Annotated in this window: 15 protein-coding genes; 1 reads left to right on the plus strand and 14 read right to left on the minus strand. The window is 40.7% G+C overall.

Annotated features, from left to right (window positions below; genetic code table 11):
• Window positions 1-8 precede the first annotated feature (8 nt).
• The 3 genes from ettA to AC13CS_RS01875 form a co-directional block, all read right to left on the minus strand.
• Window positions 9-1,700, minus strand: a complete 1,692-nt coding sequence (gene ettA, locus AC13CS_RS01865; protein WP_293162838.1) for an energy-dependent translational throttle protein EttA — start codon at window positions 1,698-1,700, stop codon at window positions 9-11.
• A 33-nt stretch (window positions 1,701-1,733) separates the two neighbouring features.
• Entirely contained in the window at window positions 1,734-1,916 is a 183-nt protein-coding gene (locus AC13CS_RS01870; protein ID WP_203532449.1) for a CAL67264 family membrane protein, read from the minus strand.
• Between the two features lie 66 nt (window positions 1,917-1,982).
• A complete protein-coding gene (locus AC13CS_RS01875; protein WP_293162834.1) occupies window positions 1,983-2,966 on the minus strand; it encodes a Gfo/Idh/MocA family protein in 984 nt (327 codons plus the stop codon).
• Between the two features lie 63 nt (window positions 2,967-3,029).
• Here AC13CS_RS01875 and AC13CS_RS01880 point away from each other — a divergent pair, with 63 nt between their 5' ends.
• The gene (locus AC13CS_RS01880; protein ID WP_293162831.1) at window positions 3,030-4,658 is read left to right on the plus strand and encodes a carboxyl transferase domain-containing protein; all 1,629 of its coding nucleotides are present in this window, start codon (window positions 3,030-3,032) and stop codon (window positions 4,656-4,658) included.
• A 1-nt stretch (window position 4,659) separates the two neighbouring features.
• Here AC13CS_RS01880 and AC13CS_RS01885 read toward each other — a convergent pair whose 3' ends face one another.
• The 11 genes from AC13CS_RS01885 to AC13CS_RS01935 all read right to left on the minus strand — a co-directional run bounded on the left by AC13CS_RS01885 (window position 4,660) and on the right by AC13CS_RS01935 (window position 17,129).
• Complete coding sequence (locus tag AC13CS_RS01885; RefSeq protein ID WP_293162828.1) at window positions 4,660-6,396, minus strand: hypothetical protein; 1,737 nt, start codon at window positions 6,394-6,396, stop codon at window positions 4,660-4,662.
• 44 nt (window positions 6,397-6,440) lie between these two features.
• A complete protein-coding gene (locus AC13CS_RS01890; RefSeq protein WP_293162825.1) occupies window positions 6,441-7,787 on the minus strand; it encodes a M24 family metallopeptidase in 1,347 nt (448 codons plus the stop codon).
• Between the two features lie 30 nt (window positions 7,788-7,817).
• Entirely contained in the window at window positions 7,818-8,891 is a 1,074-nt protein-coding gene (locus AC13CS_RS01895; RefSeq protein ID WP_293162823.1) for an AMP-binding protein, read from the minus strand.
• Entirely contained in the window at window positions 8,869-9,807 is a 939-nt protein-coding gene (locus tag AC13CS_RS01900) for a CPBP family intramembrane glutamic endopeptidase (protein ID WP_293162820.1), read from the minus strand. The genes AC13CS_RS01895 and AC13CS_RS01900 overlap by 23 nt, the downstream gene beginning before the upstream one ends.
• Window positions 9,798-10,850 carry an o-succinylbenzoate synthase gene (gene menC / locus AC13CS_RS01905; RefSeq protein ID WP_293162817.1) on the minus strand — a complete coding sequence of 351 codons (1,053 nt, stop codon included), beginning with the start codon at window positions 10,848-10,850 and terminating at the stop codon, window positions 9,798-9,800. Before menC ends, AC13CS_RS01900 begins: the two co-directional genes overlap by 10 nt.
• Before the next feature lie 55 nt (window positions 10,851-10,905).
• Window positions 10,906-12,867: a histidine kinase dimerization/phosphoacceptor domain -containing protein gene (locus AC13CS_RS01910; RefSeq protein WP_293162814.1), complete on the minus strand. Its 1,962-nt coding sequence runs from the start codon at window positions 12,865-12,867 to the stop codon at window positions 10,906-10,908.
• Window positions 12,868-13,405: 538 nt separating this feature from the next.
• Window positions 13,406-14,155, minus strand: a complete 750-nt coding sequence (locus AC13CS_RS01915) for a LytR/AlgR family response regulator transcription factor (protein ID WP_014034279.1) — start codon at window positions 14,153-14,155, stop codon at window positions 13,406-13,408.
• Between the two features lie 34 nt (window positions 14,156-14,189).
• Window positions 14,190-15,098 (minus strand): 1,4-dihydroxy-2-naphthoate octaprenyltransferase, encoded by a 909-nt coding sequence (menA, locus tag AC13CS_RS01920; RefSeq protein ID WP_293162810.1) that lies wholly within the window; start codon window positions 15,096-15,098, stop codon window positions 14,190-14,192.
• Window positions 15,099-15,100: 2 nt separating this feature from the next.
• Window positions 15,101-15,700: an SPOR domain-containing protein gene (locus AC13CS_RS01925; protein WP_014034277.1), complete on the minus strand. Its 600-nt coding sequence runs from the start codon at window positions 15,698-15,700 to the stop codon at window positions 15,101-15,103.
• A 149-nt stretch (window positions 15,701-15,849) separates the two neighbouring features.
• The gene (locus AC13CS_RS01930) at window positions 15,850-16,680 is read right to left on the minus strand and encodes a S1-like domain-containing RNA-binding protein (RefSeq protein WP_293162807.1); all 831 of its coding nucleotides are present in this window, start codon (window positions 16,678-16,680) and stop codon (window positions 15,850-15,852) included.
• Window positions 16,681-16,787: 107 nt separating this feature from the next.
• Window positions 16,788-17,129, minus strand: coding sequence for a DUF2853 family protein (locus AC13CS_RS01935; RefSeq protein WP_166247927.1), 342 nt, complete (start codon window positions 17,127-17,129; stop codon window positions 16,788-16,790).
• Window positions 17,130-17,158: the final 29 nt, after the last annotated feature.

Consider the following 17,158-nt stretch of genomic DNA (forward strand, 5'->3'; position numbering starts at 1 on the left):
TTCCTCCTTTAACGAATCAATTTTTTGTATTTGATACGCTTGGGCATGATATCCGTTCCCAAGCGTTTCTTTTTGTTCTCCTCGTAATCAGAGAAAGAACCTTCAAAGAAATATACTTGCGAATCCCCTTCAAACGCAAGGATGTGGGTACAAATCCTATCCAAGAACCATCTATCGTGAGATATAATCACAGCACAACCCGCAAAGTTCTCCAGACCTTCTTCCAAAGCACGGAGTGTATTCACATCCAAATCGTTGGTAGGCTCGTCCAAAAGCAGCACATTACCTTCTTCTTTTAACGTCATCGCCAAATGGAGACGGTTCCGTTCCCCACCGGAAAGCATACTCACCTTTTTGTTCTGCTCACTTCCTGAAAAATTGAATCGGCTCAAATAGGCGCGTGAATTTACTTGCCTTCCTCCCATCATAATCAATTCTTGGCCGTCGCTAAAATTCTCCCAAATGGTTTTTTCGGGATCAATATTGGAATGCGATTGGTCCACATAGGCCAATTTTGCAGTTTCACCAACGATAAACTCCCCTTTATCGGGAGTCTCCTCGCCCATGATCATTTTAAAAATAGTGGTCTTACCCGCACCGTTCGGGCCAATAATACCAACAATCCCTGCCTGTGGTAGGTTAAAGTTCAAGTTTTCGTACAACAACTTGTCACCGAAAGCTTTGCTTACATCCTTGGCTTCGATCACATTGGTTCCCAAACGTGGTCCATTGGGAATATAAATTTCCAACTTCTCCTCCATCTGTTTTTGATCTTGACTCAGGAGTTTGTCATAATTCTTTAAACGGGCTTTTTGCTTTGCCTGCCTTCCTTTGGCGCCTTGGCGAACCCAATCCAGCTCACGCTCCAAAGTTTTTTGGCGTTTAGAAGCTTGTTTGCTCTCCTGCTCCAATCGTTTCGCTTTTTGATCCAACCAGCTAGAGTAGTTTCCTTTCCAGGGAATACCCTCTCCGCGGTCCAGTTCCAAAATCCAACCAGCCACATTGTCCAAGAAATAACGGTCGTGTGTTACAGCAATAACCGTTCCTTTATATTGTGCCAAATGGTGCTCCAACCAATGTACCGACTCGGCATCCAAGTGGTTGGTAGGCTCATCCAACAAAAGCACGTCCGGTTCTTTCAACAACAAACGGCACAAGGCCACTCTTCTACGCTCACCGCCGGAAAGTACGCTTATTTTCTTGTCAGATTCTGGGGTACGAAGGGCATCCATCGCAATCTCCAATTTTGTATCCAGTTCCCAAGCATTGGAAGCATCTATCTGATCTTGAAGCGCAGTTTGCTTGTCCATCAACTTTTGCATTTTGTCCGCATCCTCATATACTTCGGGCAAGCCGAACATATCGTTGATTTTATTGTACTCGTCCAAAATAGCGACGGTTTCTGCAACACCTTCCTTTACCACTTCAAGAACGGTTTTGTTCTCATCCAACTGTGGCTCCTGTTCCAAATAACCAACTGAATAACCCGGCGAGAAAACCACATCGCCCTGATAGTTTTTATCCACACCCGCGATTATTTTCAACAAGGTGGACTTACCTGAACCATTTAGACCCAAAATTCCGATTTTGGCTCCATAGAAAAAGCTTAGGTATATGTTTTTAAGTACGGGGGTATTGGCCGTTTTAAAGGTCTTGGTAACCCCAGACATTGAAAAAATGACTTTTTTATCGTCTGACATCTACTATAAATTAAATGGTTTAAGAAAAAGAGGCTATACTCTGCCTTTTAAGGCGTTGAACACCCAAGCTACGGCAAAAAATCCAATTCCAACAGCAGCAAAGCCCCATCCTGCTACTTCATCATATTTAAAAGCTCCAAGTGCTATCATACCCAAACCTACCAAAATCATAATCCATGTGGCATAGGCCAGCACTGTGTTCTTATTCATACTCATTGTTTAAATTTCTGAAGGGTTTCAAATATCGTAAAAATAGATATAATGTAAAGTTATTATTAAGGATTATGTTTCAAAAGGGAAGCTTACACCACTTTTTTCCCTGACCTTGTCCAACAACTCTGACAAATCCAAGCTATTTTGATGTGACCATAGGTCACTTTCAATTTTGTTTTCACGCAAACATTTGTGCACCTCCAAAATCTCGTAGTAGTAGCCAATTCCGGTTAAAGGCAAACTGAACTTATTGGTTTTATCATCTTTTGCCAAGGTATACTCGTCTGCTTCGTGCCATCTAGGTTTTAAAAACAACTGTCCTTTGCTACCTGATATTTCAGCCTCCATTTTAGAATCGCTTGTAAGTCCGCTGTAGAGGATTGATTGGGCTTCTTTATAATCAAAAATCATACTGGTTTGGAGTTCTGTTCCATTTTCATGGAACTTGGATGCAGCCATAATATCATCTGGCATGCCCAACAACAAATAAGATAGAAAAATTGGGTAAATACCTATATCCAATATACTGCCCGAAGCTAAATCGGGATTCAGTAATCTAGAGTCCAAATCTCTGTCCAAACCGTAAAATGCAAAATCCGCATGGATGTATTTCAAATCACCCACCACTCCTTCATCAACCAATTGCTTTACTTTTTTGATGGATGGATTGAACCTAGACCACATGGCCTCCATTAAAAAAGCGTTGTTTTGTTTGGAAGCATCTACCTGTTCCACCACTTCCGCTCTATTGACGCCCATTGGTTTTTCACAAAGTACCCCAATACCATTTTCAAGGGCTTTTACGGACAATTCCTTATGAAAATTATGCGGTGTGGCTATATAAACCACATCTACTGTTCCTGACCGGAACAATGCATCATAACTTCCAAAAGTGTGTTGTACATTATATTCATTTGCAAAAGCTTCGGCCCGTTCCAATGACCTTGATGCCACCGCAGCAATCTCGGCATCATCAACGAGCATAAGGTCCGATACAAATTTTCTAGCTATTTTTCCCGGGCCAACAATGCCCCATCGTATTTTGGTTTCCATAGAGTTCAAAAGTAATAATTATAACTCCTTATCTTTAACCAACTAAATGAATTTTCAAAAAGAATGGATATAAACTTCAATAAGAACGAAGACCACAATAAATTAAAACTTTCAGACCTGAACCGTAGATTGGCCAAAGTGAAACTCGGCGGTGGTAAAAGCCGTATTGAAAAGCATCATGCCAAAGACAAAATGACCGCTCGGGAACGTATTGATTATTTGTTGGATGATGACACCCAATCCATTGAAATAGGTGCGTTTGCCGGTGAAGATATGTACGAGGAACACGGTGGGTGCCCATCGGGCGGTGTTGTGGTTAAAGTGGGTTATGTGCAAGGTAAACAATGCGTTGTCGTGGCGAATGATGCTACCGTAAAGGCTGGCGCTTGGTTCCCGATTACGGGAAAGAAAAACCTACGTGCTCAGGAAATTTCCATCGAAAATAAGTTGCCCATTATTTATTTGGTGGATAGCGCTGGAGTGTATTTACCCTTGCAGGATGAGATTTTTCCCGACAAAGAACATTTTGGACGCATTTTTAGAAACAATGCCGTGATGAGCAGTATGGGAATTACCCAAATTGCAGCCGTTATGGGTAGTTGCGTAGCTGGTGGTGCGTATTTGCCCATTATGAGTGACGAAGCTTTGATCGTCGACAAAACTGGGAGCATATTTTTAGCAGGAAGTTACTTGGTAAAGGCTGCCATCGGGGAGAGTATTGACAACGAAACCTTGGGCGGCGCTACGACGCATTCCGAAATTAGTGGGGTAACTGACTACAAAGCCAAAGATGATAAAGATGCTTTGGACAAAATAAAGAACATTGTAGACAAAATCGGGGATTTTGACAAGGCAGGCTTCAATCGGGTTGAAGCCAAGAAACCGGTCGAGAATCCTGATGATATTTTTGGCATATTGCCGGCATCCCGAAGCGACCAGTACGATATGTTGGAAATCATAAAACGTTTGGTGGACGATTCCGAATTTGAGCAATATAAGGAAGGCTACGGAAAAACCATTTTAACGGGTTACGCCCGCATAGATGGTTGGGCCGTGGGCATTGTAGCCAATCAAAGAAAGGTTGTCAAAACCAAAAAGGGCGAGATGCAGTTTGGCGGTGTCATCTATTCCGATTCTGCGGACAAGGCCACCCGATTTATCGCCAATTGCAACCAAAAGAAAATTCCACTCGTGTTTTTACAAGATGTTACCGGATTTATGGTGGGCAGTAAAAGTGAGCATGGCGGTATTATAAAAGATGGAGCCAAAATGGTGAATGCCGTGAGCAATTCTGTAGTGCCCAAATTTACCATTGTAATTGGCAACAGCTACGGGGCGGGAAATTACGCCATGTGCGGAAAGGCCTATGACCCAAGATTGATTGTGGCTTGGCCAAGTGCCGAACTTGCCGTTATGAGCGGAAACTCTGCCGCAAAAGTGCTTTTGCAGATTGAAAAGGCCAGTTTGAAGAAAAGTGGCAAATCTGTTGATGCCGAAAAGGAAAAAGAGCTTTTTGATGAAATAAAGCAACGGTACGATGACCAAATATCACCCTACTACGCTGCAGCCCGACTTTGGACGGACGCCATAATCGACCCGTTGGATACCCGTAAATGGATTTCCATGGGAATTGAGGCGGCTAACCATGCTCCTATTGAGAAGCAATTTAATATGGGAGTGCTACAAGTATAATTTATTTGCTTTGGGCCATTGGTGAGGGAAGAGTAAAATCAAACAAATGCCGATTGGCCCCTTTGGTGCCCAAACGATAAACCTTAATCTCTTTGCTTTGCAATTTGCTGCCGTAGTTGCGATAAATGGTCACTTTTAGGTAAGAGGGCGTCAATTGTTTGTTGCCATGGTAGGTTGCATTTACTTTCCAAATACCCGGCAATTCATCATCAAGCATAAAGTCGGCCATGGAATAGCCCAATTTCTTTTCGGAACGAATCCTCTCTGGCATTTCGGCCAAGGTATGTTTCCAGTTGAAATATTGATTGCTTGGGTTTACAAACTGCAAATCGAACTCGGCTTCCGAATCGTTCCACTCAAAAACAAGTCTGGCAGCATATTTTGCTTCCTTATCCTTTTTTCTATCCTTGATTTTTAAGGTGCTGTTCTCCAGAGTGAACAAATTCTTGATTTCTCGCTTCATGATCATCCCCAGTTCCATACTATCCACAGGCAACATTCCCTCATCCTGAAGATATGCATGCCTTGCATATAAAGTGGTTGCGGACTTGGGTTGATCCAAATTACGATAGCTATTGGCCATATCTATAAAGCTTTGGGCATAATCAGGACGTAATGAATACACTTTTTTATAGATTTCATGGGCCTTTTCGTACCTCTCCTCGCTCTCCAACGTGTAGGCGAGCGCTTTCAGCATCACTGGGTTTTTATCGGTTACATTTATAAATCTTTCCAAAATTTCCTCTGCAAAGTCCTCCTCCCCGCGTTCCTCATAAAAATAAGTATAGGAATCCAAAAGAAAATACGGGTGATTACCGTAGGTTCCCTTCATTTTACTGTAAATGTTTTTGGCTGTTGCTGCAGATTCACTTTGGTAAAGTTGTTCTAAATAAACGGGCAATGTTTGCGCATCTATTCTTTCTTTTACCTGACCTTCCTTTACAAAATTGTTTCTCAGTTTTGCTTGATCGAAGGGTTTATAATCTTTAGACTTGTATGTGCCGTTTTTGGTATTGACCACTACAACTCCACCATCTGCTATAGACCCATATTTTGAAGCACCAATAAGACCTGGCATAAGAGCTACCCGTTCCACCGTACTTGGGTCTAACCATGATGGTCCCTGAGTAAAGATTTGACCATCAATATCATAAATAGCTGGTTTTTTAGCTCGAACAGATCCTAATCCTCTCGAAAATACATCGAATTCCATATTTCGATAAATAACCACATTCAACCCCGCGAACTTGCCCCTAAGAAACATTCCAAAATGATAATGGTTACTGATCATATCCTTACTGGTAAGTACCGGCAAACGACTTGGGAAAGTTTCCGCGTCAATGATTCCAAATGCAGTTCTAATCAGTTTGTCGTTGTTGGGGTACTGTTGTTGTAAAATACGTTGTTTGTTCCTACCTACTTCACTTATTACCTCTACTCCGGCCAACTCTTCCACCTTAATGTTCATCTTTACATTCAAAATCCTGGTAACATCTTCAACGATAATGGTGATGGTATCCATGCCCATGTGCGTATATTGAAGTTCTTCACGTGGCTTGGCCATAATTCGGTATCGGCCCTCGGTATCGGACGCCGTTTTACTTCCTGTGGTCAAATTGGCAATCTGAACGTTGGACAATGCCAATTTACCATCGGTGACACGCCCTTTGATCTGATTTTGACCATAGGCCATACCAGAAAACAAAATAAATACTCCTGCAAAATATAGCAACCTCATAGCAACTTGAAAATTAGAAGGTTACTAAATCTACAAAAAAATAATCAGTTCCCTAAATGCGATTTTGGCCTTGGGACCAACAATAATTCGGTTTGTCGTCCATTAATGTATCGAAACCCATCTTCACCAAAAAAACCAGGTTCTTCCAGCATTATGCGGATGTCCCTGTTCCATTCGGGGATGTTCACGGTGGCATTCAGTTCAATAGCATAGGCGGTGTTGGGATTTAAGGGATAGTTTTCACCATCATCTTTCATAACCCCGCCTTGTGCATCCCACATACCAATAGTGGTTCCGGCAGAGTGTCCATAGGTACCCAAAGGATGGGTGTAAATTGATGGTTTTAGTCCAGCATCTTTCGCATCTTGCAGGGCTTTGGCCAAAATCTCGTTGCCTACCCTGCCCGCTACCATGTTTTGGGTGAGAAAGTCTTGTACACGGTTACCATCATATAAAGCGTTCACCAAAAAAGAGGGGGCTTCGGTTTCTCCTGGTTTAAGTACGTAGGCCAGTTCCTGGCAGTCCGTATTTAAACGCAAGTAGGTGATTCCAAAATCGCAGTGCAACAGATCCCCTTGTTGGATGACTTCGTCATCTGGTCTTCCCGAAAAAGAATATAGGTGACCTACCAACTCTTCACTTGTCCGCTGAACATCCACGGTAGGATGAAACCAAGTCTCCAGACCCAAATCAGTAACTTTTTGACGCATCCACCATTCCACTTCGGTGGTGGTGGTAACGCCAGGCGTAATCACCTTTTTCGAGAAAGCTTCGGCGATAATGTCGTGGGTAATATCCGTCAACTGATTAAAAATGGTCATTTCCCGAGGTGTACGGGTCTCTATCCAACGTACTGCCAGTTGTTCTGCGGAAACCACTTTGGATCGGTATTTTTTAGGTAGATTGGACATAAACTCATCGTAATCCGTTTTATCAAGACCATCGGCTATGTTGTGGTCCTTGGAAAAATTGAGCCCTATTTTCTCAGGGTTCCGTTCGGTAATCAATTCCATCAAACGTTTCCACTGATTGGGCTCTTTGTCCTTATCCCAAGCGGAAATAATGCTTTTTCCGATATTATAACGGGAGACGGCCAATTTATCTATTGTGTTGTTCTCCTTATTCCTATAAAAGAGGATGATAGTCCTTCGTCTTGCATTCAACCATGTCGCGGGAAGCATCGTCTTAAGAACTGGGTCTTCGTTGTATTCGCGGGAAATCAATACCCACATATCCAATCCGGTCTCGTCCATTAATTTTGGCAGTAAATTATTAAACCTATCCTCAAGGATTTCGTCCACTACTCTTGCCCGTTCCACTTCGGGGAGTATTTGTTGGGAAATGGCAATAAAGGGCAATAGCAGCACTATTAGGTTGATGGTTTTTCGCATGGTTGATTTTTTAGTTTGATGCTTATAAAATTAAGCAATCTGCTGTATTGTTTTTTGTCTATTGATTTTTTTAGTTTCAGTTTCCGAGAAAGCTTTTACAAAATAAACCTCCTTGGGTAGCTCGTATTTTGATAGCGTTTTTAATTCTTTGACGGCTCGATGCAATTCTTGCGCATCGGTTGAATCACCTTCTACAACGAGGACTAATTTTTGTCCCAAAGTTTCATCTGGCATACCAGCAACAAAAAAACGCGATTGTATTACACTTGATAGTTTTTCCTCAATCGTCTCGGGAACCAATTTGATTCCGCCCGAATTGATTATGGAATCGTACCTGCCCAGCCATTTAAACTTGGTGTTACTTACAAGTTCCACCAAATCATTGGTGACTATTTTCTCGTCTGAAATTTTAGGTGCGTCAATTACAAGACACTCCCTATCGTCTTGGCTTACAAAAACATGGGGCAGCGTCTCAAAACTATTAACTGAATCATCAGTTATTCGTTTTACGGCAATATGTGTTATGGTCTCTGTCATCCCATAGGTTTCATAAGCTTCAACAGTTAGCGTTTTAAGCTTGCTTCGCAAACTTGAATCCACGGGTGCGCCACCAATTATCAGTTTGTTGATCCTTACTAAAACTTTCAAGGAATTTTGGGCCTGTAAGGGCACCATGGCCACAAAATCGTAGGTTTTATTAGTATTTGACAAGGGTGTCGATGAGGGTTCCACATAATCCAAATGTAAACCGAGAACCATGGCACGTACCAACATCATTTTTCCGGCAATTCCGGCACATGGCAAACACAAAAGTGCCTTATGCTTGGGCTCTAATTCAAAATATGTTCCCGTAGCCAGTGCGGAATTTACCATTTGCTTTTTTTTAAGCACAATGGTTTTAGGTTTGCCCGTAGATCCCGAAGTATGTACTTTTATTGTTGACTCATCCGAAGCCCAGTCCAACAAAAAGTCTCCAATGCTTTTTTCAAACGGCTTTCCTCCCTTTATGAGATTTTGACCAATTTTAGGTAGACCTTCAAAATTTAATGGAATATCGTTTAACCTAAAATCGGGGTGGACATTATGCCAAGTCGGATGCTCCATCGCTAATTGCTACATATTCTTCTTTGGTCAACACTTTTCCAAAAAGGCGTTCGTTCCAGTTCTTCCAGCCGTATTTTTTTGAGAAAATAAACAGCAAAATGGGATAAACCACAAAAACTGGAATCAGAACATCCCATCCCAATACGGGTTCTGAGATATCCTTAAATATTGAATTGGTTTGAAAAGCAGTCCAATCAGCGGTCACTAGCAAAGCCGTAATCAAATTATTGGCTGCATGAAATCCAAGAGCCAACTCAAGCCCTTCATCCATCAGAGTTAAAATCCCCAAAAAGAATCCTGTTCCTATGTAGTAAATCATTATACCTAAACCAAGTTTTTCGACTTCGGGGTTTGCTAGGTGCATCAAACCAAATAAACTGGAAGTGATTACCAATGGCACCCACTTGTTTTTGGCTATAAGTCCAATCCCCTGCATCATGTGGCCCCTGAATAAATATTCTTCAAAACTGGTCTGTAGTGGGATTAACAAGATGGCAATAATGGCCAATGGGATAAATTTTGAAAGATTAAAATTAAGCACGTAGTTTTCCGGAGAGAAATAAATGTCAACTCCTGTAAGTACTATTGTAGCAACACTCCATAAACCAAAAGCCAATAGTATTCGTTTCCAATCTATTCGCTTTCGTGAAGTAGTTAAGGAGGTAATGGATTGTTGATGAACCAATAGTGTCCAACCTAGAACAACAAAAAAACCGACCACTAAAGGCGCCAACAATATAATCAGCACAAGATTACTCCCAAATTGATCAATGATTTGTTGCATAGCATCTTCCACGCTTACTGGGGAATTTATGGTTGTGATATAATTCAATACCATAAACGCAATAAATCCAACTGGCAAAACCAAATACTTCCAAAGTCCTATACTTCCTTTATATCCTTGCTCTATGTACATATTTCTTGTATTAAATCCATATCCCAGCCATTTGTTCGGCTGTAAAAAAGCTTGCCCTCGGCTACCTCCAAAGGACTTGCTATATTATTGGTAAATAGGCTACCTGTTCCCAGCCCTTGGGGCATTGTTGTGTCCTGCGAATACGTGTACTGCGCAATGGCGTTAAGCCCAATATTGCTTTCCAGCGCACTTGTAATCCACCAACCAATGCTTTGTTTCTCTGCTAAATCTATCCACTCTTGGCTACCTTTTATCCCGCCCACCAAACTTGGTTTCAATATGATATATTGCGGTTGTATGGTTTGTAGCAATTTTTCTTTTTGTGTTACATCAAAAACTCCGATCAATTCCTCGTCCAAGGCAATGGGCAATGGTGTTTTTTTGCAAAGCTTGGCCATCTCTTGCCATTGTCCTGCTTTTATGGGCTGCTCAATGGAATGCACTTTAAATGTGGACAAGCGTTCCAATTTATCCATGGCTTCTTCGGGTGAAAACGCTCCATTGGCATCTACCCGAAGTTCTATTTCTTCTGGTGAAAAATTTTTGCGAATGGTTTTAAGAATGGCCGCTTCTTTTTCAAAATCAATAGCTCCTATCTTCATTTTGATGCAGCCAAAACCATCTTTCAGTTTTTGCTCCAATTGTTTTAGCATATAAGCCTCGTCGCCCATCCAAATAAGCCCGTTTATGGGTATTGGGGATTCCTTTTGCGTAAAATCGGACGGAAAAAGCTCAAACGGGTCTTTGGATTGTAACGACAACAAGGCCTGTTCCAGCCCAAATTGAATAGACGGATAAGCCCTTAAATGATGCAACAATTCATCTTTTCCCAAATGAATATTATTGCAGGCCCAAGCGAGTTGCTGTGCATAATCGGGCACGTCATCAACACTCAATCCGCGCAATATTCCGCACTCCCCTATTCCAAATGCATTAGCATCTGTAAGGATGATGTACCAGGTTTCTTTTTGGGTCATTACCCCGCGCGAGGTACCGCTGGGGACTTTAAAATTGAGGGTATACTTTTTATAGCTTGCTTTCATGAAGTAGGCCAAATTTAAGTATATTTTGAATCCTAAAAGGCGAGAGAAAAATAAATCAACTAAAGTTGAACCAAAACCGTACCCCTTCAACTTCTCTATCTATGTTCAATTTGGATTGAAGTTGATTCACCAATCGGTTGATAAGGCGAATGCCCATGGAGGAGTGGGCACGTTCATCGGTATCTTCCGGTAGCCCTATACCATTGTCGGTATATTCAAAATAGCCTTGATCACCGTTTTTACGCAGGTGGATGTAGATTTTACCGTTGTCATCGTTATCGGGAAAGGCGTACTTGAAAGAATTGGATACAAGTTCGTTCAAAATCAGGCCAAAGGGAATGGCCCGATCAATGTCCAGTTCGGTGCCTTCTGCATCAATGGTAATGCTGATGTTGTGCCCACCTTTTTTGTAAACGGATTGCACACTATTGATCAAACTCTCGATATATCCTTGCATTTCTATCACCGAAAGGTCATCGTTCTGATACAATTTTTGATGGATCAAAGCCATGGCCTTTACCCTGCTCTTGCCTTCTTCCAAAGCTACAATCGCAGCTTTGCTACGCGTGTTTTTGGTCTGCAGGCTCAATAAACTGCTCACCATTTGCAGATTGTTCTTTACCCTATGGTGAATCTCCTTTAAAAGAGAATCTTTTTCCACAAGGGAATTTTCAATAATGTGCTTCTGTTCCGCGATCAAACGTTGGTTTTTGATACTCTTTAAATAAGCATAGACCAATCCTGCAAAACCCAAAAGGGTAAATATCAAGGAAATAAACACCAAGTTGATTCGTTCATCCTTGGCTTTCATCTCGCTACGGGCCAGTTCGTTTATTCTTTTTTGCTCATCTATGAGCCTTTGGGAATTTTCCAAGTCCTCGTTGGCAACAATGGTGACCAATTGTTGTTTTATAAGTGCTGATTGTTTTTTTGATAAGGAATCCTTGATTCTTTCATTACGCTTGTAATAGATCGAGGCGTTTTTATAGTTTTCGACCTTGTCATAAAAAGCTGCCAGCAAACTGTTCTTTTTTATGGTCTGGAGCACCGAGATATTATCAAACTCAACATCTAAATATTTTTTTGCTTCAGAAAAGCGATCCATTTGCAAATTGGCTTCGGCCAAGTAAAGGGTGTTTTCCACTACTTCGCTTTGATCCTTATTATCCGGTGATTTATTTAAGGTTTCAATACTGGTTTCCAATAGTGGTATTGCCTCTTCATATTCGCCAAGCATTACATGACATTTTGCAATGTTGCCCTCTATTTCTGCCTTTAACAGATTACTTTCAAATATATCCGATTCACTTTTTTGGGTAGAAATATCGTTGATATACACATCCAAATAAGCCTTTGCTTTTTTTAACTCGCTCAAGGCCGTTGGTGCAGAGTCGTCCAACCTTAAATAGTTGCCCACCTTGCTGTGGTATTTTGCCAAACCGTAGGAATCGTTGTCCGCAATGGTTGGCTTTACCTCCATTATGTATTGGTTACGGGCTTTTCTATACAATCCTAGATTGCTGTAGATGTCGTAAAAGGAAACATTATTGGTCAATCCAAGTTCACGCTTTTGTTTTCGGATTTCAATCTGTTTATCAAACAATTGGAGGTTGGCGTAGTTATCATCGAGGACATCCAAAACTATTCGCCGGGAGTCAGCATCCAAGGAATCCTTAATCTCGTACAATTCCATGGCAAGGGCCGTACTTTTATCATATTCGCCCAAATCGTTGTACACCTGTGCCTGCATTACTTGGTAAAGGTGCGAAGCTGTAGTATCTTGAGTTTTTTGGGCATTGGCCAAATAAATTTTGATGGTATCCAACCAATCGTAGGCAGAATTTACATTGTACCGATCCAAGGAATTGAAAAAAACCTCGAACCGCTGAGAAGCTTGGTCGGTATCCTGAAACTCTTTGAGGACACTTTCCTCTTCATCTACAGCGTTTTGTGCAGATGAATTGAAAAGAAAAACAAAAAATACCGTGGTAAATAAAAATTTTACGTAACGTCCCATTAATTTAATTGATATAGCGACCACGGATTGTTTCCACAGGTCCTATATTATTATCGTGCCCTTTTTTCCTTTATTGCCCCAACGACCAATTCAATTCAAAAAACGGAACATTGTACCGAATTGCAACGTATGGGGTATATAAAGAACGTTAGTTTTCCCACAAAATTAAATCCAACAGGAAAGAGTTGACCACTATTGTTGTGAAAGTGTTGTTTTCTGTTGTGAAAACAGAATTTCTGTATGTCAAAATGCATTTTGTCGATGTTTTGTGCTTTTTATGGAATATTTGGATTGGCACAAAGGGCATGAAATTGAAAAAGGCCCTGCTTTTTACAACAAGACCCTTTTACGAGAACACTATATGAAAATGAAAAAATTACTTTCTGATTTATTAACACTGCTAAAGTATGGGCGTAAGGCATTGTAGAAAAAATATTGTTGTGAACTCCTTAAAAATTGTTGTCACCCCCTTTAAAAAATGTTGCCACAAAAAAAAGTGCCCCTAAAGGCACTTGTATATGGTATGTTCCAACAAACATTAACTGTTCATGGAGGACAATATAAATTCTTTAAAATCCTTGGAAATCGGAATCAGGTTGTTGTTGATCATAATGTCCTTGGAGTTGATGGCATCAATGTGGTCAACGTTGACAATGTAGGATTTATGGGCCCTATAGAACTTGTTCTTTGGCAATTTTTCCAAATAATCCTTTAAAGGGGAGCGTACCAAAAACTTTTTATCGGCCGTATTAACTTCCAAATAAACATTGTCCGCCTTTATAAATTGGATATCACAAAACTGGATCCTATAGTACAGATGTTGTTTTTTTACAAAGATGGAATCCTTTAAAACGGAGTTGGAAGTAATTTCATCGGCTTCGTCCGCTACTTTGTCTATTCCTTTTTTGGCATAGTTAAAGTTGGACAGTGCAATTTCAATGGATGTGTACAGATCCTGTTGTTCAAAGGGTTTCACCAAATATCCATCCGGTTTTACCGTTTTGGCATTTTCAACGGTGGCCCGGTCCGAGTTGGATGTAACGAATATGAAAGGAATGTTGTATGTGTCCCGGATATGTTTGCCAAGGTCGATACCTGTTTTGTCCGATGCCAAAATGATGTCTATGAGCACCAAATCAACATGATTGTTCTTTAAGACATCTACTGCTTGCTCGTAAACTATGACATTGTCAACAATTTCATAGCCGATTTCCTCTAGCATGGATTGCATGTCATCAGCAATGATAACATTATCCTCTACGATTAAAATTTTTATCGGATGTTCCAAGGTTCCTTTAAGTTTATTTGGTTGTAAATCAAATTTACAAAAAAATATTAACAGAAATTAAGAATAACAACGCCAATAAAAAAGTGCTGAGTGCCACTTTTTTTAATTCGGTGTCCAATTCCCCCGGATCTTTGGTCATCATCACTTTTCGTAAATGAATCAATAATGGCACAAAGGCCACCATAAAGAAGGATTGTTTCCAGCCAAAGTCCTCCATCCAAAGATATAATACAAAGCTGATCAAAGCCACTAAAATCAAGAGGAAATGGTAGCGTTTTCCATTCTTAAAACCCATTTTAACCACCATGGTGATCTTGCCATGCTTTTTATCGGAGACTATATCTCTGAGGTTGTTCAAGTTCAACACGGCTACGCACAAAAGTCCGATGGAGATTGCGGGCAAAAGCGAGGACCATCCCAAAGATTTTGTATAGAGAAACATACTGCCCAGTACACCCAACAAACCAAAGAAAAGGAATACAAATAGGTCTCCCATACCCCTATATCCATACGCATTGGATCCTACGGTATAGGTAATAGCGGCCCAAATACTCAATAGGCCCAGTAGTAAAAAAAGAAGTATGTAGGGTAAATTTTCCAAGCCAAAGGCAAAATAAATAAGGGCCAAGGCAATCAACAAACTAATAATTATAGATACAACGATGCCTTTTTTTAATGCCTTTTTGGTAATGGAGCCACTTTGTATTGCCCGTGCCGGACCAATTCTATCCTCGTTGTCCGTTCCCTTTACACCGTCGCCATAATCGTTTGCAAAGTTGGAGGTTACCTGAAAACCAACAGTGGTCAACAGGGCCAAAATAAATATGGGCAGTTCAAATTGGCCTTCCAAAATGGCCAAGGCGGTGCCTACAATTATTCCTGATAAAGAAAGAGGGAGTGTGCGCAGTCTAGCAGCCTGTACCCAAGCCTTAGTGTTTCCCAAGATTAATACGGATCTTCTATTTTAACTCTTTGACCATCCTTGTAGGATGCAACAAATGCATCTTGGAAGCCCATTTGAACCAATTGCTGCCTAAATTTTTGTGCTTCTTCCAAGGTTTCAAAATTACCAAGGGAATAGGCATAAAACGGATTGGTCTTTACAAAAAGGGTGTTGGTCAATGCTTCGGAAGCCAAGGTTACATTGTTTTCCACAAAAGATTTTACCTGAACGGAATAAATTTTTTCCTTGTTCAAAAACTCTTTGGCCAAGTAAAACTCCTTTACCAAACTCAGCTCTTCGTTCTGGGACCTAAGGTTATCTATCCTTGCCTTGATCACATCCAAACTATCTATGGAAACAAGTACATTACTTTGATTTTCGAAAGATTGTTTGCTACTAAGGCCTGCAGTAAAAGATGTAATGGCCAAGGTACCGATCACGAACAGCCCCACGAAACCCAAAAGAATGTTCCGCTGTAGTTTAATTTTACGAAGATCTTTGTTCTTGAACTTAATTTGATCGAGCAGTCTTTCGTTTATAATCTGGGCCTTATCTATATCCTTATGAAGGTCCAACAAATCGCTTTCTTCAATAAAAGGCATGCTGTGGAGGAGTTTTATGTTATATGCTATGCTAAAAACATAACAACCAATAAGTTAATATGAATCTTTACAAAAATAGAATTTTTGTCCAAAGAAAAAAACTTTACCGCCCGAAAGCTTGAAAGAAACTGGCATCAACAAGGTTTTCATCACAATAAATGAATTCCGTCATCCTGAATATTGATTTTACGCTGTCGGTACAAAATGCCCGCTCCTTTTTTAAAAGCCTTCTTGCTCAAGTGCAAAATTTTCTTGATTTCTTCTGGTGATGATTTATCGTGCAAAGGCAAAAAACCGTTGTTCTCCTCTAGCTTGTCCAAAATTATTTTAGCTGTTGGTTCCAACATTTTGGCTCCGATGGGCTGTAAGGATATATCTATCTTTTTATCGTCCCTTACATTTTTGATGAATCCCCTTAAACGGTCGCCAATAGCGATGGGCTTAAAAATATCGCTATCAAATATAAGCCCCTTATGCCTATCATCCACTATCACCTCCCACCCCAACGGCGTCTTCCGATAGACCAAAAGGTCAACTTGATCATTCTGCTCGTATTCCACATTTTCGTTGGAGAGGAACTTATCCACCCGGCTAGATCCAGTGAGACGCATGCTTTCATCATCCATATAACAATGAACAATGTATTTGCTTCCCCCCTCCATTCTTTCGGACTGTTCCCTAAAAGGAACAAGTAGGTGTTTTTCCAGCCCCCAGTCCAAAAAAGCGCCGTAATTCCCAACTTCAACCACTTCCAAATAGGCAAAACCGTTCCGGACAATCTTCGGTTTTAGGGTTGTGGATATGGGGCGTTCGGCATTGTCCAGATAACAGAACACTTCCAAATCTTGATCTATTTCAAAATCTTCGGGCACATATTTGTTCGGTAAAAGTATTTCCGTGCCTTCGTCATCACCTAAAAAAAGTCCTATACTGGTGCTTCTTAGCACCTTAAGGGTATTGTAGTTTCCCAATTCTATCATTCGGCAAAGGTAGTTGTAAATTATGGGTATAAAAAAAGCTGCCCTTCAAGAGCAGCCCTTCTTAACTTTATTAACCTATTAATTTTTATTAAAAATAATAAATTTTACTAATTATAAACCGATTCTTTTCCAAAATGCTTGGTCAGCATATAGTAAATTACTGCGCGGTGTTTGTTCTTTTCTGACTTTCCGTACGCATCAATAACACTATTTATAGATTCCATCAATGCTGGTGTTTCGGCAAGCCCCAATTTTTTGATCAAAAAATTGTTCTTTACCGTCTCCAGTTCTTTCTCATCAGAACCTGAAACTTTGGAGGCATCTAAATTATAAATTGCAGGACCCAGTCCTATGGCTACTTTGGTCAACAAATCCATGTCTGGTGTTTGTCCGAATTTGCTTTTGATGTCCGCTGCGTACTTTTCGATCAGTTCGTCTCTTTTGCTCATAATTGATTAGTGTTCTTTATTGGTTTATA

The sequence above is a fragment of the Flagellimonas sp. B-3 genome, assembly GCF_056857835.1.

Excerpts from the sequence above, each read along its gene's own strand:
- ettA (WP_293162838.1), bottom strand. The coding sequence starts at position 1,700 with ATGTCAGACGATAAAAAAGTCATTTTTTCAATGTCTGGGGTTACCAAG.
- AC13CS_RS01870 (WP_203532449.1), bottom strand. The coding sequence starts at position 1,916 with ATGAGTATGAATAAGAACACAGTGCTGGCCTATGCCACATGGATTATG.
- AC13CS_RS01875 (WP_293162834.1), bottom strand. The coding sequence starts at position 2,966 with ATGGAAACCAAAATACGATGGGGCATTGTTGGCCCGGGAAAAATAGCT.
- AC13CS_RS01880 (WP_293162831.1), top strand. The coding sequence starts at position 3,030 with ATGGATATAAACTTCAATAAGAACGAAGACCACAATAAATTAAAACTT.
- AC13CS_RS01885 (WP_293162828.1), bottom strand. The coding sequence starts at position 6,396 with ATGAGGTTGCTATATTTTGCAGGAGTATTTATTTTGTTTTCTGGTATG.
- AC13CS_RS01890 (WP_293162825.1), bottom strand. The coding sequence starts at position 7,787 with ATGCGAAAAACCATCAACCTAATAGTGCTGCTATTGCCCTTTATTGCC.
- AC13CS_RS01895 (WP_293162823.1), bottom strand. The coding sequence starts at position 8,891 with ATGGAGCATCCGACTTGGCATAATGTCCACCCCGATTTTAGGTTAAAC.
- AC13CS_RS01900 (WP_293162820.1), bottom strand. The coding sequence starts at position 9,807 with ATGTACATAGAGCAAGGATATAAAGGAAGTATAGGACTTTGGAAGTAT.
- menC (WP_293162817.1), bottom strand. The coding sequence starts at position 10,850 with ATGAAAGCAAGCTATAAAAAGTATACCCTCAATTTTAAAGTCCCCAGC.
- AC13CS_RS01910 (WP_293162814.1), bottom strand. The coding sequence starts at position 12,867 with ATGGGACGTTACGTAAAATTTTTATTTACCACGGTATTTTTTGTTTTT.
- AC13CS_RS01925 (WP_014034277.1), bottom strand. The coding sequence starts at position 15,700 with ATGCCTTTTATTGAAGAAAGCGATTTGTTGGACCTTCATAAGGATATA.
- AC13CS_RS01930 (WP_293162807.1), bottom strand. The coding sequence starts at position 16,680 with ATGATAGAATTGGGAAACTACAATACCCTTAAGGTGCTAAGAAGCACC.
- AC13CS_RS01935 (WP_166247927.1), bottom strand. The coding sequence starts at position 17,129 with ATGAGCAAAAGAGACGAACTGATCGAAAAGTACGCAGCGGACATCAAA.